The organism is Paenibacillus sp. PL2-23 (assembly GCF_040834005.1).
Lineage (GTDB): Bacteria > Bacillota > Bacilli > Paenibacillales > Paenibacillaceae > Pristimantibacillus.
Map to the genome: position 1 here is coordinate 1381633 of NZ_CP162129.1, position 22214 is coordinate 1403846.

A 22214-nucleotide genomic window follows, 5' to 3' on the forward strand; every position below is an offset into this window, starting at 1 on the left:
AAGATGAAGAGAAAACAAACACGAGGCAATGCGGGAAGCGCCAAAGGGAAAGCGACAAAGCGGGAGCAGCAAGCTGCCCTTGAGCCCAACGCGCCTTTTCAAAAAAATGAAGAAGTGACGGTCGATCTGATCGGCCTGACGCATGACGGGGAAGGGGTAGGCCGCGCTGGCGGCTTTACCCTTTTTGTACAAGGGGGGCTTCCCGGGGAAACCGCCCGCGTGCGCGTCATGAAGCTGAAGAAGCAGTATGGCTACGCGCGTCTGGAGGAGCTGGTGCAGTCCAGTCCCGACCGCCTGCAGCCGCCATGCGATATATTCAAGGAATGCGGCGGCTGCCAGCTGCAGCATCTGGACTATGCGGCGCAGCTGGCCTGGAAGAGGCAGTCTGTTGTGGACAACCTGAAGCGGATCGGCAAGCTGCAGGTGGCGGGCGAGGATGGTCATGCGGACGCTGGCATTGTCGTTCATGACACGGTTGGCATGGAGGAGCCTTGGCGCTATCGGAACAAGGCGGCTGTGCCAGTCGGAGCTGGAGATGAAGGGAAGCTCATTGCGGGCTTCTACGCGCGCGGCAGTCATCGTATCATCGATATGAACGATTGCCTGATCCAGCATGAGCGCAATGACGAGGTTGTTCGCGTCGTGAAACGGATCGCTCGGGAGCTGCGGATTCAGCCCTACAACGAGGAGACGGGGCAGGGCGTGCTTCGTCATGTCATGACTCGCACCGGCGTGGAATCAGGCGAGGTTATGGTCGTGCTCGTGACGAACGGAGGACGACTGCCGCGACAGCCGGAGTGGATCGAGCAGCTGCGCGCGCAAATTCCAGGACTGAAGAGCATTGTGCAGAACGTCAACAGCCAAGCGACCAACGCCATATTCGGCGATGAAACCCGCGTGCTCTGGGGCAGCGAGGTCATCTATGACGAGCTTGACGGCATTCGCTTCGCCATATCCGCGCGTTCCTTCTATCAGGTGAACCCGGCTCAAACCGTCACGCTTTATCGCAAAGCGGTGGAATACGCCGCGCTCACCGGCAAGGAGCGGGTCATCGACGCCTACTGCGGCATCGGCACGATCTCGTTGTTCCTGGCGCGACAAGCGGGCCATGTCTACGGCGTCGAGATTGTGCCGGAGGCGATCGCGGACGCCCGCCGCAATGCCGAGCTGAACGGCATCGCGAACGCGACCTTCGAAGCGGGCCCCGCCGAGGTCGTCATGCCCCGCTGGCGCAAGGAGGGCATCGAGGCTGACGTCATCGTCGTCGATCCCCCGCGCAAGGGCTGCGACCCCGCGCTGCTGGACACGATCCTCGCGCTCCGTCCCGAGCGCGTCGTCTACGTCAGCTGCAACCCCTCCACCCTGGCCCGCGACCTTCGCGTGCTGGAGGACGGAGGGTACAAGACGGTAGAAGTGACTCCGGTGGATATGTTTCCGCATACGGTTCATGTGGAGTGCGTAGTATGGATGGTTAGCAAAGATTAAAGAGATGTGACAGGATCCGATTAATTTATTTGATCCAGGATCGGCGTTCCATCTATTGTGTGCAATCCTATGATCGGAGCTTTATGGGAAGCGCTTGCGCTTTGTCGTCGTCCACTCCAGCCAGCACAAGGAGCTGCAAGGGGAAACGTTGCTGCGTCAGTTTACCAAAGAAAATGAGAAATTGGAGCAGGCGATGCACGTCTTGGCGACAGAACGATTTGCCTGTGAACACGATGCGCAGGATCGGCTGGCCGCTTGGAATAAGTAGCAAAAATGGAAGTGGCTCACGGTAGATCTGAGCACGGGCTTCGAGAAGGTGATCTTGCCACGTGCCAAACGCGGACGTCCGAAGGCCGATGAGGTTCCGCAATCCGAGATCCGGCGCTGTTAGTCTACGGACTGCTGGAGTGGCGCGTGCTGGAGAACATGAAACAGTAGACGGAACCGCGGATTCTGCCGGGCAAACGCAGAAGCTTTGCGCCCACGGTCGAGATGCCTTCCTGGATCTGCTCAAAACTATTCAGGTGATTCACGTCTCGGTCAGCGGTTCCACCGTCCGAGGCCATTCTGCACATGTCGATGACCAGATCAAACGCATCCTATGCCTTGCCGGACATGATATTTCTATTTACACTGCTACCGCTGCAGACAACAGTAAACAACAATCGTCGGCACTCAAATAATTGAAAATACTATATTGGCTAATCATTTATTTCTGGAAAATTAACTCATGCGGAAAGCCGGTTAAAACGGATTGCAGCATAAGTGAGAAAATATCAAGTTACTGCTCGGTTTAATTATTAGACGATGCTAATGGGAAAATTATCAAGGGGGGTCTTTCTATGAATTTAAACGAAGAACATATTAAATCGCTATTAGCTTTTGTAGGATATGGAGATTTCTCAAAAGCAGATGTCGTTTTTCTTGCGAATGAAGGAGGTCTTGGGGACCGTTCGGTTGAAGAGAACATTTTTGATATTTGCGGACTTATTAGAGAGGATTCAAATAATTGGTTAGAAAATGATTGGAGTAATGGATACTGGAAGATTAATCAATGGTCGCCAGGAAGAGTCGGGAAAGTGCCAAGAAGCCCTTTTCTTAAACTAACTTCGAGAATGATGCTGGCACTTGAAGATCAAAGCCAATCATGCGAAAACTGGTTCCGAAGAAAGGACATCAATGTGATTACCAAAGTCAATAAATTCTTAATGGAAGGTGGACTTTACTCTAACCGTCCCGGGATCAGTACTGCATTGTTGGACTGGAGACCCTTGCCACGCAAAACTGAGAGAGAACCGTTGCCTTATGAGAACGTTGATCAAATTCGGTATTTTGAGGCATTCCGCTTCAAAGACAGAAGTGATAACCCATATATAAAATGGCGGGAAGAGCGGATCAATCTTTTTCGTAGTTTATTCAAAGTTTTTTCAATTCCCGTCGTTCTTTGCGTGGGCGCTTCTGAAGATAAAAAAATTCTCGCAAAAGAAATATGGGGGATTTCTAAATATGATGAGATCGAATTGTACTCTAGCGGAAAGAAGATCTATGTATCAAAAGAAGCGGTTGGAGCCGGCACAAAAGTTATCATAAGCCCTTTTTTCGGATACGAACATATGGGTTATGCGGGTGTATGTGATTTAACTGCGTATATTCAGGAAAATATCCTTATTCATAAATCTTAGTTTATGCCAGACTAGTCACACAAGTATTCTGTAGCAATAATCGCGTGCACGATGAAATCTACAATTTTATTGAGTATGGGTATCCTGATTAGTATGTAATGAACCTAGCGGTTCACTACCGTGAAAGGGCCTGATTGATATAAAACATCAGCAGAATCGAACTGAATTCAGCCATTCAGAAGAGGAAGCCATTGACCAAAGTAAGTCAAATCAAGGCTTCTACGAATTGCGGAACATAACATCCTAGAACTGTATGTTCCCGCATACGTTGCATGTTGAGTGTTGCTCACTGTTAGTGCGAAAAGATAATTAAATCGTATGGGTGATACTATTAATTTAATAGCACGTTGCCTTCGGGCCAAGCTCCTACTTTGTAGGAGCTTTTAATTTGCGTCAAGCCGATATTTGAAAAAATTTAGACGCGTCAGATGACCGTAAATTGTCCCTAATACCACTTATCTAAAGGCTATTGGGTGCCTCTTATTATTCGGTTATTCTGTGTAGCTTTATTTTATTATAATAAGTTTCAAATGTTGGTAGTTGTTTAACGAGGACGGTGAAAACGTATGAATCAAATCAAAGACCCGGAAGAGCTAATCAAGCTCACTGGTGATCGCGCTAACTGTCACCGATGTGTACATTTCTGCCGGAAACAATGGTAGCGGTAAAAGCACCATACGAAGCCTCATTGTTGATCGGCTCGGAATAAGCGTGAATATTGATCCTGATGGGCTGGCAAGGAGCATTGATTCAATACATCCGGAAGGTCGCAAAGTATTCGCAGGAGGAAATTCGATTGCTTCCTCTTCATAGATTATCCGAACCGTGATAAGATAGTCAATGATGAGGATACCTTTTATGGGAAATTGAGGGGATTAACGTGGTAGATAAAGTGATTCGTATTTTTAAAATAATCAATGCCATTCAAGCGAACCCCGGCATCTCTGCCAACGATCTTGCTTTTAAGTGTGAAGTGGACGTACGGACGATTTATCGGGATTTAAGAGTGCTCGACCTGATAGCCCCCATTACCAATGATGGCAAGGGAACGGGCTACAGGTTTATGGGCAAGTTCTCTATGTATCCGTTAAATTTTTCGGAGCAGGAGGCATTAGTATTTTCGCTTCTTCCTTCTGTATTGGACGAAGATAAGCTCCCGCCTGGTTTCCAGACGGCTTATGATAAAGTCATGGCAACCCATGTTAAACAAAAGTCAGATCAGATCAATATCATCGAAGATATCGCAGGCATTATTCAAATGGGCACACCTGCTTACCGCAAAGAAAGTCCTAACTTCCTGCAGCCGATTATCCAAGCGATAATAGAGCAAAAGTCGATCGACACCGTTTATCACACTCAATACCGCAATGAAACGACGGAACGGAAAATCGACCCTTATTATCTCGTTCCGCGTGATCGTCTGTTTTACTTATTCGGATATTGTCATTCAAAACAGGATATCCGTACGTTTAGAATCAGCCGTTTTCAAAAGGTAGAAATTACGGGACAGTCATTCGACAAAGGCGATTTCAACATTAAACAATATTTAAAAAACACGTGGTCGATCGATCGCGGGGAAAAGAATATGACGTTCAAAGTTCGGTTTTCTGCCGATGTGGCTCGGTACATAAAAGAAGAGGAGCTATTCGTTCATCCGCGCATGAAGGATCAGAAGGACGGAAGCCTTATTTTCGAAGTGACAGTTAATAATGAAAAAGAGTTTCTGAAATGGGTACTACAATACGGGCCTTCTGCGGAAATTCTTGAACCTAAGTCGATACGGGATTCGCTCAAGGCTCAATTATCGCAGTGGGTCAGCATGTATCAATAGCTATACAGGAGAGGAACAGCCTCGCTTCTACTTTGTTGAAGCGGGGTTTATTTTTTGCGAACGTTTATTCGCTGACAAATAAGTGCCCAATAGGAACTTTAAGATACAAGTACAATGACGAGATGAGGAGGCATCGACCATGAAGCTCATCATAACGAAACTTAGAGTGGCAAGGCAATCCTGCCGTGTATTTCAACAAGTCCTATTGGCGTTACGTGCGGGACGAGAAAAAGAAAGAAATCACGCTTGTCACATGTTTGGGTATTTTGGAATTCATCAGTAACGACAAAGACTGGATTCATTTAGAAATAAACGAGCAAATCAGAAAATCATAAAAATCCATTCGGAGGAAGGGGAAATATAGTGAGTCAAGCCATAGCGGTTAATCATGCTTGGAGCAAAGTTTATTTACCGACCGGCGGAGCCGAGAAAGTGTACTTGCTTATCGAAGTGAGGGGAAACGAAGGGGAGAAGGCTCAAATTCGGGCACTGATCAATTTATCTCTGGTGCTTGACCGAAGCGGTTCTATGTCCGGAGAAGCATTGTTGTATAGCAAAAAAGCTTGCCAATTCGTCGCTGATCAGATGAATGTATCCGATCTGCTTAGTCTCGTTGCTTTCGATGATCAAGTTCAGACGATTATTCCTCCATCGAAAGTCACACACAAAGATTTGATTAAGCATCGCATCGAATCCATCGAAACGGGAGGAACAACAAACCTTAGCGGCGGCATGATAGAAGGCGCGCAACATGTTCGGAAGAACAAGACGGACGGAGTAGTTAATCGAGTCATTTTGCTTTCCGATGGACACGCGAACGAAGGGGTTACGGGTAAGCAAAAGCTTTTCGCGATTGCAAAAGAGTACCGTTCGTCCGGGGGAGGAATCAGTACGATGGGTGTTGGAGACGGTTTCGATGAGGAGTTAATGGAAGGCATCGCCGAACATGGCGGCGGCAATTTCTACTATATCGACAAGGCTGACGGCATCCCAGAGATTTTTGAGCAAGAGCTTGAGGGATTGCTGTCGGTAGTCGCCCAGAACGTTAAACTTACGCTTAATCCATCGGATGGCACTCAAATCGTTGCAATCTACGGATATCTGGCAGAGGAGCAGTCTGGCAAGCCGGTTCTCCAATTAGGTGACATCTATCACAACGAGGTAAAATCCATTCTTATCGAGCTGGCATTCTACCCGCACATTCAAGGCGAACATAACGTGATTCAATTGAACTGGGACTACATTGATGTTACGGAGAGTGCGGTAGCATGCAGCACCCAGATAGAAATATCCGCTTCGTTCACATCGGATATCAATCTGCTGAACGAACCTGGTAACGCCATAGTAGAGCAGCAGGTCGAATTAACAAAGTCGGCTAAGGTCATCGAGGATGCCATGGTGGCTTTCGATAATGGCGACATGGAACAAGGTCAGAAGCTGCTGAAAGCTCAGGCGGATCAAATGCTTCGATTGTCAGTCACCATGAGCAGCCCGGCCATGGTCGAGGAATCGGCTAAGCTATACAGTCAGCTAGAGAATTTCGAGTATTCCAGCAAGAAGCGTAAGGTGCTGCATCAAGAAAAGTATCGCCGGATGAAACGAAAGTAGTGAATGGTCATCTACGCCAGGAGACTCAGGTTCGGTTGGATTATCGGAGTGTCGAAAAATGGGAATATTGGTCTGGATTTAGAAGGAGAATCGCTTAAATTGAAGAATAAGTGGATAAACCCATCTTTCATAGAGAATAGGGAGGGGAAGACCTTGCAAGCATTTGAAACGTGGAATCGAATTATTGAACGGGCCGAGAGCCAATCCTTCGAGATACATACCGTCCCACAAAACAAAAAGACACCCTTATGGTTTCGAGTCAGTACGGATGGAACTAAACTTATCATCAGTGAAGCAAAGGATAACGGACCAAGCTCCACTCTGAAAATGTCCCGTACCATTACGTTCAAAGAATTCGAAAGAATATATCCCTATTATCATGTACGGCTTAAAGGGACCTCTGTAAGTCAAGAAGTCACGAGTAAATCGGTAAATTCAGTTTACATTTACGGGCTGATTGCAGATGCGTTAACGAACCTCGCTTGATCCCAAGCGGGGTGTTTCGTTTTTCGGAACATACATTCGCTGACATCCTGCTGTCTATTCGAAATTGTAAAATGAGGTTAAATGAATTCGCAGGGAGGCTTTTACATGGATCTGATCGATCGATTGTATCAGAAAATCAACGAGGCTCCATTATCTCCGAAAGTGTTGTTGGCCAGATCCTATGCCCAAGGACACCAACTGCTCGAGCAGATATGCAAGCGTTATGAAGCTGTCTTTAACGTAGAAGTGCAGACTCTCCGTGGAACAGTGACTGCGAATACAAAGTCAGAGCTGTTTCGCAGAAACATCAGACTGCTTGATGAGGGGCAAGCGGTTTGGGTTGTCCGTGAGCTGATGAAGCAGTTGGCCATAGAGAATCCGATGAGTTATATAAACGAGTCCATGCTGAAACCGGGAATCGTGAATCAATTGAATCGTGTTATATTCGATATGCGGCTGGCCGGTCTTCGTTCGGATGAAGTGAAGGCGGAGTGTTTCACGAATCTGCATAAAGGCGAATATTTGAAGCGACTGCTTGCAGCCTATGAGACGTATCTAAGGAAAAATTACCTGACGGATGCTGCCGGATTGGCTGACTACTTGAAGCCAGGCGGGGACGAAACCATCTATCTGGCGCTTGCGCCAACAGGGTGGACGTTGGTGGAGCGGAACATGATCCACAAGCTGTCGGGGGAGCGTCTCTGCATCCTGAATTCGGATGCTCCATTTTATAGGAACGAAGCGTTCTCAAAGAATCAATTCGCGATGTTCCGCGCAACCGGAAGCCTAGCGGAGGTCAAAGAGGGATTTCGAAGAATCCTATCCGATCCCGCGGCTCTTGATAAGATGGAAATCATGTTGTCAGATTATGAACATTATGCGCCCATTATTCAATCGCATGCCGAAGCACTGGGCGTCGAATTTACGCTCTCGAACGGGCTGCCGCTTGTTTTTTGTGATGCTGGGAAAGCGGTTGTAGGGATACTTGATTGGATTGTCGAAGGTTTCCCGGTAAAGAGGCTTTCGGAAATGCTGCGACATGGCTATATTTCGTTCTCAGATGAACGCTGGACTCGCACCGATTGGGTTCGCTTGCTGGAGAAGTCCGGTATTGGTTGGGGAAGAGAACGGTATCTTGCTATCCTTCGTCCAGAACGATTGAGTGAGGAAGAGCGGGAGCAAGGAACGGCTTTACTTACATACGTGAAGGATTGGTTTGATCGGCTGCCCGAAGGCAATGTATGGAATCCATTTATCTTGTTAGAGTGGGTAACGGATTTTGTTCAGAAATATGTGCCGGCACGGTCACTGGATGATGCTCATGTAGGGGTAGTGTTGAAGGAGATGACGAAGCGTTACTCAGCAATTCCATCTGAACCAATGCCGATGGATTTGGCTATCCAGTACGTGAAAGAGATGTTAGCCGGGATTCGTATTCGAGCCACGGCATCACCAAAACCGGGTTCGATTCATATTAGCTCCTTACAAAACGGTGGGTGGAGCGGGAGAGAGCGGACTTGGATCTTGGGTATGGATGAGAGAACTTGGAGTATATCTGCAGTGCAAGACCCTCTTCTCTTGGACCAAGAACGTATTACGCTGTCTAAGCATTTGGAGCCTGCCAAGGAACGTGCGATGAATGCCAGGAGCGAACGTGAGTCCCGGCTGTCGCGAATCCGGGGCGAGATATGGTTAAGCTATTCCTCTTATGATGTAGGTGAGCAAAAGAGCCAAGGTCCCGCTTTTGAAATGCTTCAAGTTCTGCGGCTGCAGTCAGGGGATTTGTCATTGGATTATGGAGCATTGGAACACTCATTAGGTGAACCCTACCGTGTGATGGATATCATGCATACGACTGGTGTACATGCTCCGGTTGACGGAATCGATGCGTGGGCGGGGCTGCTCCAGGAACCGAATGGCAAATCCAAGGACGGATTGCAGGCTATGATGGAAACGTACCCTGCTCTTGCCGCGGGGTATCAAGCCCTAGCTTTCCGGTTAGATGAGAGGTTATCAGCCTATGACGGCTGGCTGGAGATCGACTCTTCTACAAGCTCTCATGGCTTAGATGACGTTCAGCGCAGCGATGCCATTAGTGTGAGTCAGTTAGAGAAGTATGCGAGCTGCGGGCTGCAATACTATTTCTACTATGTCTTGAAGCTTCGTCCGAAGGAGGTCTCGGAATTCGACCGGACCCGCTGGCTGCAAGCAAGCGAGAGAGGCTCCTTGCTGCACGATATTTTCAGACGGTATCTGGAGGACGTTACGGACAAAGGAACGAAACCGGTCCAGCATGATAAAGGCCGACTGGTCGAGATCGCGGAAGCCGTAATCCGGGAAAATGCGCTAACTATTCCTACCCCTAATCCGCATGTATTCAACAAGGAATGTGAGGAAATCCGTCGGGATGCGGAAATTTTTTATCTCCATGAAGTCGGCAGAACGGACCAGCCCTGCTTCTTCGAATTAGAGCTCGCGGCGCAGGATGGAGAGTCTATGGAGATTCGCTTGCCCGGCGGCATCAATTTTAAGCTGAGAGGCTTCGTGGACCGGATCGATCGGATAGGACCTCACGAGTATCGCATTATCGATTATAAAACGGGCAGCACCAGCAAGTACAAGGCTGCAGCCTATTTCAGCGGCGGAACACAGCTGCAGCATGCGATCTATTCCATTGCTGTAGAGCAGTGGCTCCGCGAAACAGGCAGGGATCCTGAAGCCAGGGTGACGGAGGCGGAATATTATTTTCCAACGGAGCGTGGACGCGGCGAGAAGGTAACACGGCTACAGAACCGGAGAGAAGACCTTGCTTCTGTTGTTGCCAAGCTGTTGGATTCGCTGAATCGAGGGGTCTACATTCCGGCTAAGGATTCGATGGTCTGCAGGTGGTGTGATTACCAAGCCGTATGCGGATCTCATGCGGATTGGATGGCAGGCAAACGTGAATCGTCTGTCAATGCGGAAATTCTAAGTACGCTGCTGGAGGTAGAGGGACATGATTGAATCGTACGGCCTTACGGCACCGGCAGACCAAACTGACCGTGACCGGATCCTTACGGATTTAGATACGACTTTGCTCGTGGAGGCAGGGGCGGGATCGGGGAAAACGACCAGTCTGGTTGGCAGGCTGCTGGCCTTGATCGAGTCCGGTGTAAACATCGGCCACATTGCCGCCATTACGTTCACCAACAAAGCGGCGGACGAGATGAAGGAACGCTTCCGCCTTGCGCTGGAGAAAGCCTATCGAAGATCATCGGAGGGTTCTATCGTCCGTGAACGGCTGTCCGAGGCGCTGGGGAATCTGGATCTGATCTTCATCGGAACCATCCATTCGTTCTGTGGATCGTTATTGCGCGAGCGTCCCATTGAGGCGGGGCTGGACCCTTCTTTTGAAGAAATGGACGAAGAAAGCGATAAGCAATTCCGCGCAAGCTGCTGGGATGAATACATGGCTGAGCTGGATGGGGAAGCGCGGTTGCAACTCGAGGAGTTAGTGTCGCTGCGGGTGGATGTGAATACCCTTCGGGACGTATTTGACCGTGTGTCTTTGTTTACGGATGTTGAATTGCCTTGCGAGGAGCGGGAGCGGCCCAGCTTGGATCGAATTCGGGATACACTGCTTCCTCTGCTTGATGCTGCAGCGCCCTATATTCCGACGGTGGAGCCTGAGAAAGGCTGGGATCCGGTTCAGAAGCTTGTTCGGCAGACGCGTCAGAAGCTGCGCTACATCGACTTGTCGGATGATATGCGAATGCTTGAGATCGCCAAAGAGTTTGACCGCAAGCTCGACGTGACGCTGAATCGATGGACCTCCAAAGAACATGCCGGCGAGATGAAGAAGCTTTTTCCCGATTGGCAGATCAACGTACTTGTTCCATTCCTTCAGGCATGGCGTGAATATCTATATCCGAAGCTGATCCGCTTCGTGCGGCCTGTACTGGATGATTACAAGAGACGCCGATATGCTGCGGGAAAACTGAATTTCCAGGACTTACTCATGGAAGCGGCCAAGCTTGTACGTGAATATAGGGAAGTCAGAGCCTATTTCGCCGAACGGTACCAGCGGCTGCTTGTCGATGAATTTCAGGATACGGATCCGATTCAAGCGGAGCTGATGTTTCTGCTCACGGGGAGCACTGAGGGCGGGGTATTCGAGAAAAACTGGCGGCGGCTTACACCTCGGCCGGGTGCGTTGTTCGTGGTCGGGGATCCAAAGCAGTCGATTTACCGATTCCGCAGGGCGGATATTTCGATCTATAACGAAGTCAAGGCGCGCATCCAGGAGTGTGGTGCAGTTTGTCGTCTGACCGCTAATTTCCGTTCGGTAAACTCCATTGGCGATTTCATCAATGGTCAGTTTGTCGGTAAATTTCCGTCTTCGGAAACGGAGGTCCAAGCAGCGTTCGTGAAGATGGAGACACGTGCGGGCGATCCCAAAGGCGCTCGTAAAATGCCGCATGGCACATACGTTCTTCCTTATCCCAAAATGCCGGGAGGCAAAGCTGCCGTCGCTCAGGCGGATGCCGAGCAGATAGCGGCCTATATCTCTTGGGCTTGCAAAAACGGCAATTTACAAATCGCAGATCGTGATGGGGGAAGCCGTGACGCGGTTCCAAGCGATTTTCTGATTCTGACGAAAACGAGGGAGTTCATCCACTTGTACGCAGAACAGTTGGATTCGTTCGGGATACCGGCTGATACTTCGGGCAGTACGACGGTCTATCAAGAACTGCTAGCATTATTACAGCTGGCTCGGTATTTAGATGATTCCGCCGATAAGCCGGCTTTGCTCTCGGTTATTCGTGGAATGCTGTTCGGCTTGAGCGATCGGCAATTATGGGCCTATAAGAAGGAAGGATTTTCGTTCTCGTTATTCGACTTACCATCGTTGGAGGCCTGCAGTGACGAAGCCAAGGCAGTTGTTACGGTGCTTGGAAAGCTTCAGAAATATAAGGGGTGGGTACGCACATTAAGCGCGGCCGCCGCGTTCAGTCAAATCGTGGATGATCTCGGTATTCTGCCGTACGTGTCGACGCTGCCGGCTGGCTCTGTTCGCGCGGGGACGCTGGTGAGAATGCTGCAGCTGTTACATGGAGATCCTGCGGCGAGTTCCAACTGGTCGGAATTGTGCCGATTGATCGAGCACATGCTCGCGGATCGAGGAATGGAGACATCGAGCCTGTACGCCGGCGGGAACCAGGCTGTCCGGATTATGAACCTGCATAAAGCCAAAGGATTGGAAGCACCTATCGTGTTCCTAGCCTGCCCCTGCGGAGAGTCGGATCATGATGCGACGCAGTATATCGATCGTTCCGAAGATCCGGCTGCTGGTTACTTTACGATAATTAAATCGATCGGAGAGTTCAAAACGGAATTGATCGCTCAACCCATAGGCTGGAGTGAGATGAACGAACGAGAGCGTGCTTTCTCCAATGCAGAGAAAGATCGGTTACTTTATGTTGCTGCTACACGCCCGAAGCAGATGCTGGTCATCAGCTTGTATCCCGATCAACCGGCGAAGTGCCCTTGGACACCGCTCGTAGATGGGATGGATCTTGCGCGCGAGCTGGATGTGCCAGCGGTGAAGCCAGGGCAGAAGACGGAGCTGACTAAAGGGCCGGATTTGAGTGAGTTGGAGGAAACTCGGAGGGTAAGGCTGGATGCGATTCGTGAGCCTACTTACGCAGTAATGTCCGTTACCGGCCATACGAAAGCATCCGGCGATACGCCGGAATGGTCCGCGGAGGGCAAAGGCATGGCATTCGGGAGCGTCGTTCACCGTACCATTGAGCTGCTAGGCAAGGGGTTATCGGAGTCGGACCTAGAGGACACCATACGCTTCTTAGCGGATGAGGAAGGCATGGCGGAGGAACTCATAAGCGAAGCCGTTCGGGTTGTAAGAAGCGTAATCGCCAGCGAGCTCTGGCAGCGCAGCCTGCATGCTCGCCGCCGATTATTCGAGGTGCCGCTGATGATTCGAAAGAATGCTGATGAAGTCGGAAAGCGCAGCAATGTCGGGGATGCAGGATCAGAGGTTGCGGCCGCATCGGAGGGTACAGGTTCCATTCAGCATGCCTATGTTCGCGGGGTCATTGACTTCCTCTTCGAGGAAGAGGATGGCTGGGTGATTGTTGATTTCAAGACGGACAGTGTAACTGAAGAGAAGTTACAGTCATTCCTTGACTTCTACCGGCCGCAGGTGCAGGCTTATGCGTCGGAATGGGAGCAGACTTTTGGTTATAAGGTGAAAGAAGCGGGGTTGTATTTTGTTAGTTTACAAAGATTTGTTTCTGTAAGGTAGGGGGGCTAACGTGTTAGATATCGAGACTGTTTGGGCTAATGTGTAAACAATCGAATATATATCTGTTTGTAAGAAAAAATCGCAAATTCTTATACATAACTATTAAGATCCTATAACATGTGGTATTCTGTAGCTTGTAGGCTCTTAAAGTATGGTATAAGAGGGTGTTTAATGGATGGATGTATGTTACAACAAGCTTTTCAAGTTGTTGATCGATAGAGGAATGAAGAGAACAGAACTACGGAGAATGACCGGTATCAGTCCCAATACCTTGACGAAGCTCTCGAACAATGAATTGGTTTCGATGGAGGTTCTTGTTAAGATTTGCCGTTCATTGGCTTGTGATATCGGGGATATCGTGGAGATTGTGGATAAGCCGGAGAATGACGCTTTTTCCCATGTTGCACTGAATGGTGACAAAGGATGAGAAAACAAGAATATAGTGCAGGAATGGTGAAGCTTTCGTTTTGGTTTTCTGACTTTCGTAAGGTGATAAACCTGATCAATCAGGGGAAATCGGTGAAAGAGATTAAATTGCTAAATATAGAAGAGAATCTATTCGCGGCTCCTACACAAGATAGAGCAATACAAATCTTTAATACAGTGTCCAATCGGGTAAAAAGTTTGGATCAATCATTTTATTCACTTTTTGAACAAAGTGATATAGCAACGCAGAAAATCATCAACCTTATAGCAATAATGATGACAGACAGCTTATTCTTCGATTTCGTTTATGAGGTTTACCGGGAAAAGCTGATTATTGGAAGCGATGAACTGGATGATAGTGACATCCGAATTTTCTTTAAAAACAAGCAACTGCAAAGCGAGAAAGTTGCAAAATGGACGGATTACACCTTAAAGAGATTGGGCACATGCTACAAAACAATGTTGATGGAAGCAGGTTTAACGGATCGTTCAACCGGAAACAGAAAAATCCTGAAACCAATCTTGGATCTGAAGCTGGAACAATGTCTGAAGGATAACGGTATGAAATTGATATTTCATGCCCTGACGGGGGTGAGATAAGAATGGCCAGCTTGGAAGAAAGATTAGATTTAGCGGAACGAATGATCCGAATGCCAAGTTTCCGGCAAAATAAAGGGCTCGGCAATGAAGTCGGTTACTATGTTTTTGATTACCCGGCGGAAAAAGAACTTGTAGTCAGAGATCGAATTGAGTACATGAAAACCAAAAATTCAAAAACAGCCGATGGTTTCGAGCTGATGGTCTTTGATCTTTACGATATCATCATTGATATTTTGGAGCAAGAAGGTTTTATGGAGCAATGTTTTATGTTCGAGAAGAAAAAAGGACTTGAACGCATCGTAAAATCAGTCGGAAACCTTCTGCAGATCAATGATGATGCCAGTCTGATCGTTCAATATATTAAAGAACGCACCCCGAAGGAAGCTGTGGTCTTCTTAACCGGAATTGGAAAATGCTATCCATTGCTACGGTCACATAAGGTGTTGAATAATCTGCATCAGGCCATTGATCATGTGCCGGTGGTTATGTTTTACCCGGGGAAGTATGATGGGCAGGAATTAATCCTGTTTTCGGAAGTCAAAGACGATAATTACTACAGAGCATTCAGGCTTGTTGATTAGGGAGCTGATGATATGAAGATCAAAGATATGTTCGTTAGAGAAATCGATCGGGATATTAAAGGTGTTATCAAAGTTGGTCAAGCCGATGAAGAAAATATTAAGCAAGAACTTGAAGAATACGTGGTGACAAAGGAACTGCAAAAGCACTTTGCGGATTTCTTCTCAAGTTATAAGAAGGGGATTAACGGATACACTGACAAAATGGGTGTGTGGATTTCTGGCTTCTTCGGTAGCGGTAAATCCCACTTTCTGAAAATTCTATCGTATTTACTAGACAATAAAGAAGTGCAAGGTAAGAGAGCACTGGATTACTTCATAGAAGATAACAAAATCGTTGACTCCATGGTGCTGGCAGACATGAAACTTGCTGCTAGTGTTCCTACGGATGTCGTTCTGTTCAATATTGATTCCAAGAGTGAAATGACCGGAAAGCATTCCAAGGATGCCATTGTGTCCGTTTTTCTTAAAGTATTTAATGAAATGCAAGGGTTTTGCGGTTCCATTCCATTTCTGGCAGATTTGGAAAGGCAACTTGTTGAGGTAGACCGCTATGAAGAATTTAAGAACCTCTTTCAAGTGAATTTCGGCAAGCCGTGGGAAGAATCGCGGCACAAGTTTGATTTTATTCAAGACAGCATAGTGGAAGTATTGGCCGAAATGGGATTTATGAGCGAAGCCGCGGCTCGTAACTGGTGCGAGAAAGCATCGGAGCCGTACTCCATTAGCATTGAACATTTTGCGCGTCTGGTGAAAGAATACATCGATCGGAAAGGGAATAATCGCCACATTGTATTCCTCGTGGATGAGATTGGTCAGTACATAGGGGATGACTCCAAGCTGATGCTGAATTTGCAAACGGTAACCGAGGATCTGGGAACGGCCTGCAATGGTAAGATTTGGATTGTCGTTACTAGCCAACAAGATATTGATTCCATTACCAAGACGAAGGGGAACGACTTCTCCAAGATCCAGGGACGGTTCGATACCCGCCTATCTCTTTCCTCAGCCAATGTTGATGAGGTAATCAAGAAGAGAATTCTGGATAAAAACATGACAGCGCAGCAGACGCTAAGATTACTGTATGAGCAGAAAGCTACCATTATCAAGAACTTGATTGTCTTTAATGACGGCATCGAAAAGAAGCTATATGCAGACGACCGCGACTTTGCAGCCGTTTATCCTTTTGTGCCTTATCAATTTAATTTGCTAGGGAGCGTCCTGACTTCCATCAGAACTCACGGGGCTTCGGGCAAGCATCTGGCTGAAGGCGAGCGATCCATGATTGCTTTGTTTAAGGAATCGGCGGTAAAACTGATGGATCGTCCGGAAGGTACGTTAATCCCTTTTAATATGTTCTACGATGCGCTGCATCAATTCTTGGACCATAGTCATAAAGGCGTCATCAGCCGCGCAATGGATAACGATTATATTAACCTCGACAGAAAGGACGACTGCTTCGCGGTAAATGTACTGAAAACGTTGTTTATGATCAAGTACGTGAAAGAAATTAAAGCCAACATCGATAATATTACCAGTTTGATGATCGCGGATATAGATACTGACAGAATGGAATTGAAACAACAAGTAGAAGAAGCATTGAAAATTCTTGCCAATCAAACATTAATCCAGAAGAATGGCGATATCTACGTGTTCTTGACCAATGAAGAACAAGAGATAAACCGTGAAATTGACAGCCAGAATGTGGAGATGGCGGAGGTTATCAGTAAAGTATCGGAACTCATCTATGATGATATTTTCAAAGGCGACAAATATCGTTATCCGGCCTTTAATGGCAGATATAATTTTGCTTTCAATCGATTCGTGGATGACCGGCCGTATAAATCGAATCAGAGCCACGACATCGGAATACGGGTACTCACTCCGAGCAGTGATTATAGTACCGATGAGACAACCTTGCGTATGATTTCGGGGCAGGGAAGAGAAATTCTTGTCGTACTCCCCAATGATTCCGCCTTTCTAGATGAAATCAGGAATGCTCTCAAAATTGAAAAATATCTGCGCTTGAATACTTCCAGCACATTGACCAAATTCGAACAAATCAAGGAAGCCAAGCGTGTGGAGATGCGTGAGAGAAATGGAAACGCCAAGTTATTCTTGAGCGAATCCTTGAAGAGTGCTGATATTTATGTGAATGGGGACAAAGCCCAGATAGCATCGAAAGACATCACAGCAAGGATGAATGATGCACTTGGACGCCTCGTTTCGATCGTTTATCATAAACTGACGTATATTGACACTCCCATGAGTGAAGGCAATATTCGCGCCTTGTTCAAGAATGAAAACCAGATCACTCTTTCCTTGGAGGGCACTGCCGAACCGAACATCCATGCGTTCAACGATATGCTCAGTTTTATTTCAAATAATTCTTCCATGCACACGAAAACATCCATGAAGAGTTTGATGGATCGTTTTATGAAGGCACCTTATGGTTTCTTGGAGGATGATGTGGAATGGCTCGTCGCCAAACTTTTCAAGAACGGCGATATCTCATTTACCGTGAATGGAACCAGTGTCACCTTGCTGAATAAATCGCAGGAAGAAATTATCAACTACGTCACCAAGAGAGAATTTGTTGAGAGGCTGTTGACAGAGCGAAGAGAGAAAGCATCTGACGGCCAAAAGAAAGCTGTTCGCGAAGTCATGAAGGAATTATTCGGCACCTCCAGCGCCAATGACGATGATGATGCGATGATGCAAAGTTTCCAGAAATACAGCAAGGACATTTTGAATGAGCTGGATAAATATGAAATTATGTATCAAGCAAAGTCGTTCCCTGGACAGAAGGTTGTCGCTTCCGGAAAAAACTTGCTTCGTGCCATTCTTCAGATTCAGTCTCCGACGGAATTTTTCAAGAAGCTTCATGCAGATCGGGACGATTACCTTGACTTTTCTGAAGACTACGAACCGGTCAAATTATTCTTTGATGGAGAGCAAAAGAAGGTATTTGAAAAAGCTCTGAACTTAATGAAAATTTACGAGGAAAGTAAGACCTTTATCGTAGAAGAAAAAGTCGAACAAGTTGTTAATGAAATAAAAGCGATCTTGAAAAAAGAATCTCCTTATAGTGAGATTCCTAAATTGCCTGCTTTATTGGATGAATTTACCGAGCTTTACGCCCAGTTACTGCAGGATATGGAAGCTCCAGTGATCGCGGCGATAGAGGATGCCCGAAAACGAGTATTTGATGTATTAGATACGAAGGGGTACAAGGACCAATATTCTAGTCGCTTCCATCAACTTTTCCTTGAAATCACGGAAAAGGCGAGGACATGCAATAATGTCGCGACAATGCAGAATATTAAAGTGGAAGCTGATGCGTTGAAAGTACGGCTGTTGAATGAATTATCCAGAATAGACGAGCAAATTGCGCGCGACAAGGTTAAAGAGGAAAGTGAAAAATATAATCAAAACAACACTGTGAATCCAGAGCCTATGCCTCAGCCGAAGATTAAGAAGAGAAAGAACATTAGCATTAAGAGTGTGAACCTTGCCGCCTCTTGGCAGATTGAAACCCCGCAAGACGTTGAAAAATATATTGCCGCCCTTAAGGAGCGAATCCTGAAAGAGTTGGATGCAGACACGATCATTAATATCGAGTTTTAAGGGAGACATTACAGATGAATAAGACCGCAATTAAAAACTTTGCCATATTGGCAAGAAAGAAGCTCATCGCAGAGATCACATATAAGGCAGGACTAATGGGGGTTACGGAGAAGGGGATTAAAAATCCCCTCCCACAATCTACGAAAGATGTTCAATTCTTTGACATCGGTGCTAAGGAGCCTTATTCCATCACTGGAGTTGAAATTGAGCAACGCAAACATCTGGTTGATACTATACAAAATAAAGAAAAGCAGTCTAACTATAAAACGGCTTATCATAGCGTCATTGAAGAGGTTGCCTATACCTGGTTTAACCGTCTCATTGCGGTGCGTTTTATGGAAGTGAACGATTATTTGCCTTCAAGAAGCAGGGTTTTATCTTCGGCGAGCAGTTCCAAGATTGAACCGGACTTGGTGACATCCCCTTTTGATGCTGATTTGGATTATACGCCTGACGAAAAAGATAGAATTATTCAGTTAAAGAATGAAAATAAGTTGGACGAACTGTTCAGGATGCTATTTATTAAACAGTGTAATGCACTGAATGCAGTTTTGCCTGAACTGTTTCAGAAAACGAATGACTATACAGAATTGTTGATGAATGTGTCCTTTACGGATAAGGATGGTGTTGTGTATCGATTGGTACACGATATTCCGGAAGATGATTTCAATGTGGAAAAAGAGGGACAGGTTGAAATCATTGGGTGGCTGTATCAATATTATAATGATGAGAGAAAAGACCAGGTCATTAATATAAACAAAGGAACAGTTAAAAAAGAAGATATTCCAGCGGCCACTCAGTTATTTACCACAGACTGGGTTGTTCGTTATATGATAGATAACTCTCTAGGTAAATACTGGATTGAAAGGCATCCTGAAAGCACTTTGAAAAATAAGTTGAAATACCTAGTGAGTGATACAATCATATCAGTAAGCCAGAAGGTCTCTCCCGAAGATTTGAAAGTGTTTGACCCTTGTATGGGAAGCGGCCATATTCTTGTTTATGCTTTTGATGTATTGATGGCAATCTATGAAGAGTGTGGATACACTCAAAGAGAAGCAGCAAAGAAGATAATTGAAAATAATTTGTACGGGCTGGATATAGATAACCGTGCCTATCAGCTAGCATATTTCGCTGTAATAATGAAAGCAAGACAGTATAACCGCAAAATCCTAAATGGTGAGATAGTATGTCATGTTTATGAAATTCAAGAAAGTATTGGGGTAAATCGCGAACATTTAGAGTATTTTGGTTGGAATATGAGTAATTCTGATCGGGATATTGTCCTGAATCAAATCGAATATTTATTGAGTAATTTTAGGAATGCTAAAGAATATGGTTCGATTTTACAGATCGATAACCTAAACTGGGAGTTACTAAATCAGTTTGCTGATAATGTAAATTTCAGTGGTCAGATGACTCTTGATAGTACTGGTTTGGACATTACACAGAAGCAGCTGCACAAGTTAGTGGAGATTGCAGCTTTAATGGCACAAAAGTATGATGTAGTAGCAACTAATCCACCGTATCTCAATAAGATGGATAAAAAACTTAAGGAATATGTAAATACAAACTTTAAGAATTACTCGGGAGACTTGTTTTCTATTTTTATTTACCGAAATTTCGATTACTGTAAAGTAAATGGATATTCAGCATTTATGTCTCCATATGTTTGGATGTATATTAAAACCTATGAAAAGTTGAGAAAATTCATTATCAAAGAAAAGTATATATCCAGTCTAATTCAGATGGAGTATTCAGCTTTTGAAGAAGCTACTGTACCCATTTGTACTTTTGTTCTGAAAAATGCAAGAGAAGATCTGCCAGGAGTATACATCAAACTTTCTGAATTCAAAGGTGGTATGGAGGTACAACGTCAGAAAGTGTTAGAAGCCCTTAATAATCATAAATGCGGTTATTACTTTAAAGCAAATGCGAATAACTTTTCAAAAATTCCTGGTATGCCTATAGCCTACTGGGCAAGTGAAATTATCATTCAAGACTTTGAAGCAAAGCAAAAGGTTGAGACCGTATCCGAAACAAGAATTGGAATGGCAACAGCCAATAATGATTTGTTCATGCGGCTTTGGTATGAAGTCCCTTTTACTGCAATCAATTTTGGAGCAGATTCGAGAGATACTGCACAGGAAAGTGGAAGTAAATGGTTCCCATATTGTAAGGGGGGGCCATTTAGAAAATGGTCCGGGAACATGGAATTTATTGTTGATTGGGAGAATGACGGATATAATATTAGAAATTTTAAAGACGAGGCGACTGGGAGAGTCAGGTCACATAATTATAATTTAGAATATATTCTCAAACCAGGACTAACATTTACGGCGATTAGCAGTAGTAAATTTTCCTGCAGACATATGAATTTCGCATTATTTGGAAGTGGTGGTTCGGGTGTTTGTAATATCAATGAAAAAAATAGGTTACCTTTGTTAGCATTCCTAAATTCTAAAACCGCAGAATATTTACTTAGAGTTTTAAGTTCAACTATGAATTTCGAGGTTAATATTGTTGGTAGTCTACCATTTATAGTAAACGATAAATACGAGATAATTACCCAAATCACTCATGAATGTATTGCAATTTCTACGTTAGAATGGGACTCTTTTGAAACAAGTTGGGATTTTTTGCGGCATCCTTTTATGGTTCATAGTACAAGCAGCAATCTCCTCGTAGATGTTTATAATACATGGGAGAAATTTACCAAATTTCAATTTTATAAGTTAAAATCTAAAGAAGAAGAACTCAATCGAATCTTCATCGAAATCTATGGATTGCAGAATGAGTTGACACCAGAAATTGAGGACAAAGATGTCACAATCCGAAAAGCCGACTTAGGTCGTGATGTTCGCTCCTTCATTTCCTATGCCGTCGGCTGTATGTTTGGCCGTTACAGTCTTGATGTCGAAGGGTTGGCCTATGCTGGTGGCGAATGGGATGATAGCAAATACAGTAATTTCATTCCAGACCAAGATAATATCATCCCAATTACCGACGAAGAATATTTCGAGGATGATATTGTCGGCTTGTTCTGTGCTTTCTTGAAAAAATCATTTGGCTCAAATACGCTCGAAGAAAATCTTGACTTCATCGCCAAAGCTCTTGGAAACAAAGGCAATACTTCAAGAGAAGTGATTCGGAATTATTTTCTAAAGGACTTCTTTAAAGACCATTGCAAAGTTTACCAAAAGCGTCCAATCTACTGGTTCTTTGACAGTGGAAAAGAGGATGGCTTCAAGGCTTTGATCTACATGCATCGTTATAACGGGGATACCATCGGCAACTTGCGGATTGACTATCTTCACCGGATGCAGCGTGTCTACGAGAACGAGATCGCGCGGATGCAGGACACCATTAACAACAGTAATAATGCGCGAGAAATTGCCGCGGCAACGAAGCGGAAAGAAAAGCTGACCCGGCAGTTGAAGGAAACCAAAGAATATGACGAAAAGATTGCACATCTAGCGCTTACACGCATACCGATTGATCTGGACGATGGTGTGAAAGTCAATTACGATAAAGTGCAGACGGGAACAGACGGCAAGAAGCTGGATGTGCTGGCGAAGATTTAATCATGA

General features: G+C 45.7%; 12 protein-coding genes. All 12 read left to right on the forward strand.

The genetic code is table 11. From position 1 onward, the window contains the following. Nucleotides 1-3 precede the first annotated feature (3 nt). On the forward strand, nt 4-1485 hold the full coding sequence (gene rlmD, locus AB1S56_RS05915; protein WP_340871149.1) for a 23S rRNA (uracil(1939)-C(5))-methyltransferase RlmD: 1482 nt from the start codon (nt 4-6) through the stop codon (nt 1483-1485). 94 nt (nt 1486-1579) lie between these two features. Next, nucleotides 1580-1753 carry a hypothetical protein gene (locus AB1S56_RS05920; protein WP_340871151.1) on the forward strand — a complete coding sequence of 58 codons (174 nt, stop codon included), beginning with the start codon at nt 1580-1582 and terminating at the stop codon, nt 1751-1753. A 574-nt stretch (nt 1754-2327) separates the two neighbouring features. Beyond that, nucleotides 2328-3167 (forward strand): hypothetical protein, encoded by an 840-nt coding sequence (locus tag AB1S56_RS05925; RefSeq protein WP_340871154.1) that lies wholly within the window; start codon nt 2328-2330, stop codon nt 3165-3167. Nucleotides 3168-4047: 880 nt separating this feature from the next. Next, the gene (locus tag AB1S56_RS05930; protein ID WP_340871156.1) at nt 4048-4998 is read left to right on the forward strand and encodes a WYL domain-containing transcriptional regulator; all 951 of its coding nucleotides are present in this window, start codon (nt 4048-4050) and stop codon (nt 4996-4998) included. 363 nt (nt 4999-5361) lie between these two features. Continuing rightward, nucleotides 5362-6606, forward strand: a complete 1245-nt coding sequence (locus AB1S56_RS05935) for a VWA domain-containing protein (protein ID WP_340871157.1) — start codon at nt 5362-5364, stop codon at nt 6604-6606. Between the two features lie 591 nt (nt 6607-7197). After that, complete coding sequence (locus AB1S56_RS05940; protein WP_340871158.1) at nt 7198-10095, forward strand: PD-(D/E)XK nuclease family protein; 2898 nt, start codon at nt 7198-7200, stop codon at nt 10093-10095. Further along, entirely contained in the window at nt 10088-13393 is a 3306-nt protein-coding gene (locus tag AB1S56_RS05945) for a UvrD-helicase domain-containing protein (RefSeq protein WP_340871159.1), read from the forward strand. The genes AB1S56_RS05940 and AB1S56_RS05945 overlap by 8 nt, the downstream gene beginning before the upstream one ends. Before the next feature lie 175 nt (nt 13394-13568). Further along, nucleotides 13569-13820 (forward strand): helix-turn-helix transcriptional regulator, encoded by a 252-nt coding sequence (locus tag AB1S56_RS05950; RefSeq protein ID WP_340871160.1) that lies wholly within the window; start codon nt 13569-13571, stop codon nt 13818-13820. After that, nucleotides 13817-14419 carry a DUF1819 family protein gene (locus AB1S56_RS05955; RefSeq protein WP_340871162.1) on the forward strand — a complete coding sequence of 201 codons (603 nt, stop codon included), beginning with the start codon at nt 13817-13819 and terminating at the stop codon, nt 14417-14419. The genes AB1S56_RS05950 and AB1S56_RS05955 overlap by 4 nt, the downstream gene beginning before the upstream one ends. Nucleotides 14420-14421: 2 nt before the next feature. Further along, nucleotides 14422-15000 (forward strand): DUF1788 domain-containing protein, encoded by a 579-nt coding sequence (locus tag AB1S56_RS05960; protein ID WP_340871163.1) that lies wholly within the window; start codon nt 14422-14424, stop codon nt 14998-15000. A 12-nt stretch (nt 15001-15012) separates the two neighbouring features. After that, nucleotides 15013-18624, forward strand: coding sequence for a BREX system P-loop protein BrxC (gene brxC / locus AB1S56_RS05965; protein ID WP_340871164.1), 3612 nt, complete (start codon nt 15013-15015; stop codon nt 18622-18624). 14 nt (nt 18625-18638) lie between these two features. Next, nucleotides 18639-22208 carry a BREX-1 system adenine-specific DNA-methyltransferase PglX gene (gene pglX, locus AB1S56_RS05970; protein ID WP_340871166.1) on the forward strand — a complete coding sequence of 1190 codons (3570 nt, stop codon included), beginning with the start codon at nt 18639-18641 and terminating at the stop codon, nt 22206-22208. The last annotated feature ends 6 nt before the right edge of the window (nt 22209-22214 follow it).

Coding starts and splice junctions, on each gene's coding strand:
- rlmD (WP_340871149.1), top strand. CDS start 4: ATGAAGAGAAAACAAACACGAGGCAATGCGGGAAGCGCCAAAGGGAAA.
- AB1S56_RS05925 (WP_340871154.1), top strand. CDS start 2,328: ATGAATTTAAACGAAGAACATATTAAATCGCTATTAGCTTTTGTAGGA.
- AB1S56_RS05940 (WP_340871158.1), top strand. CDS start 7,198: ATGGATCTGATCGATCGATTGTATCAGAAAATCAACGAGGCTCCATTA.
- AB1S56_RS05945 (WP_340871159.1), top strand. CDS start 10,088: ATGATTGAATCGTACGGCCTTACGGCACCGGCAGACCAAACTGACCGT.
- AB1S56_RS05950 (WP_340871160.1), top strand. CDS start 13,569: ATGGATGTATGTTACAACAAGCTTTTCAAGTTGTTGATCGATAGAGGA.
- AB1S56_RS05955 (WP_340871162.1), top strand. CDS start 13,817: ATGAGAAAACAAGAATATAGTGCAGGAATGGTGAAGCTTTCGTTTTGG.
- AB1S56_RS05960 (WP_340871163.1), top strand. CDS start 14,422: ATGGCCAGCTTGGAAGAAAGATTAGATTTAGCGGAACGAATGATCCGA.
- brxC (WP_340871164.1), top strand. CDS start 15,013: ATGAAGATCAAAGATATGTTCGTTAGAGAAATCGATCGGGATATTAAA.
- pglX (WP_340871166.1), top strand. CDS start 18,639: ATGAATAAGACCGCAATTAAAAACTTTGCCATATTGGCAAGAAAGAAG.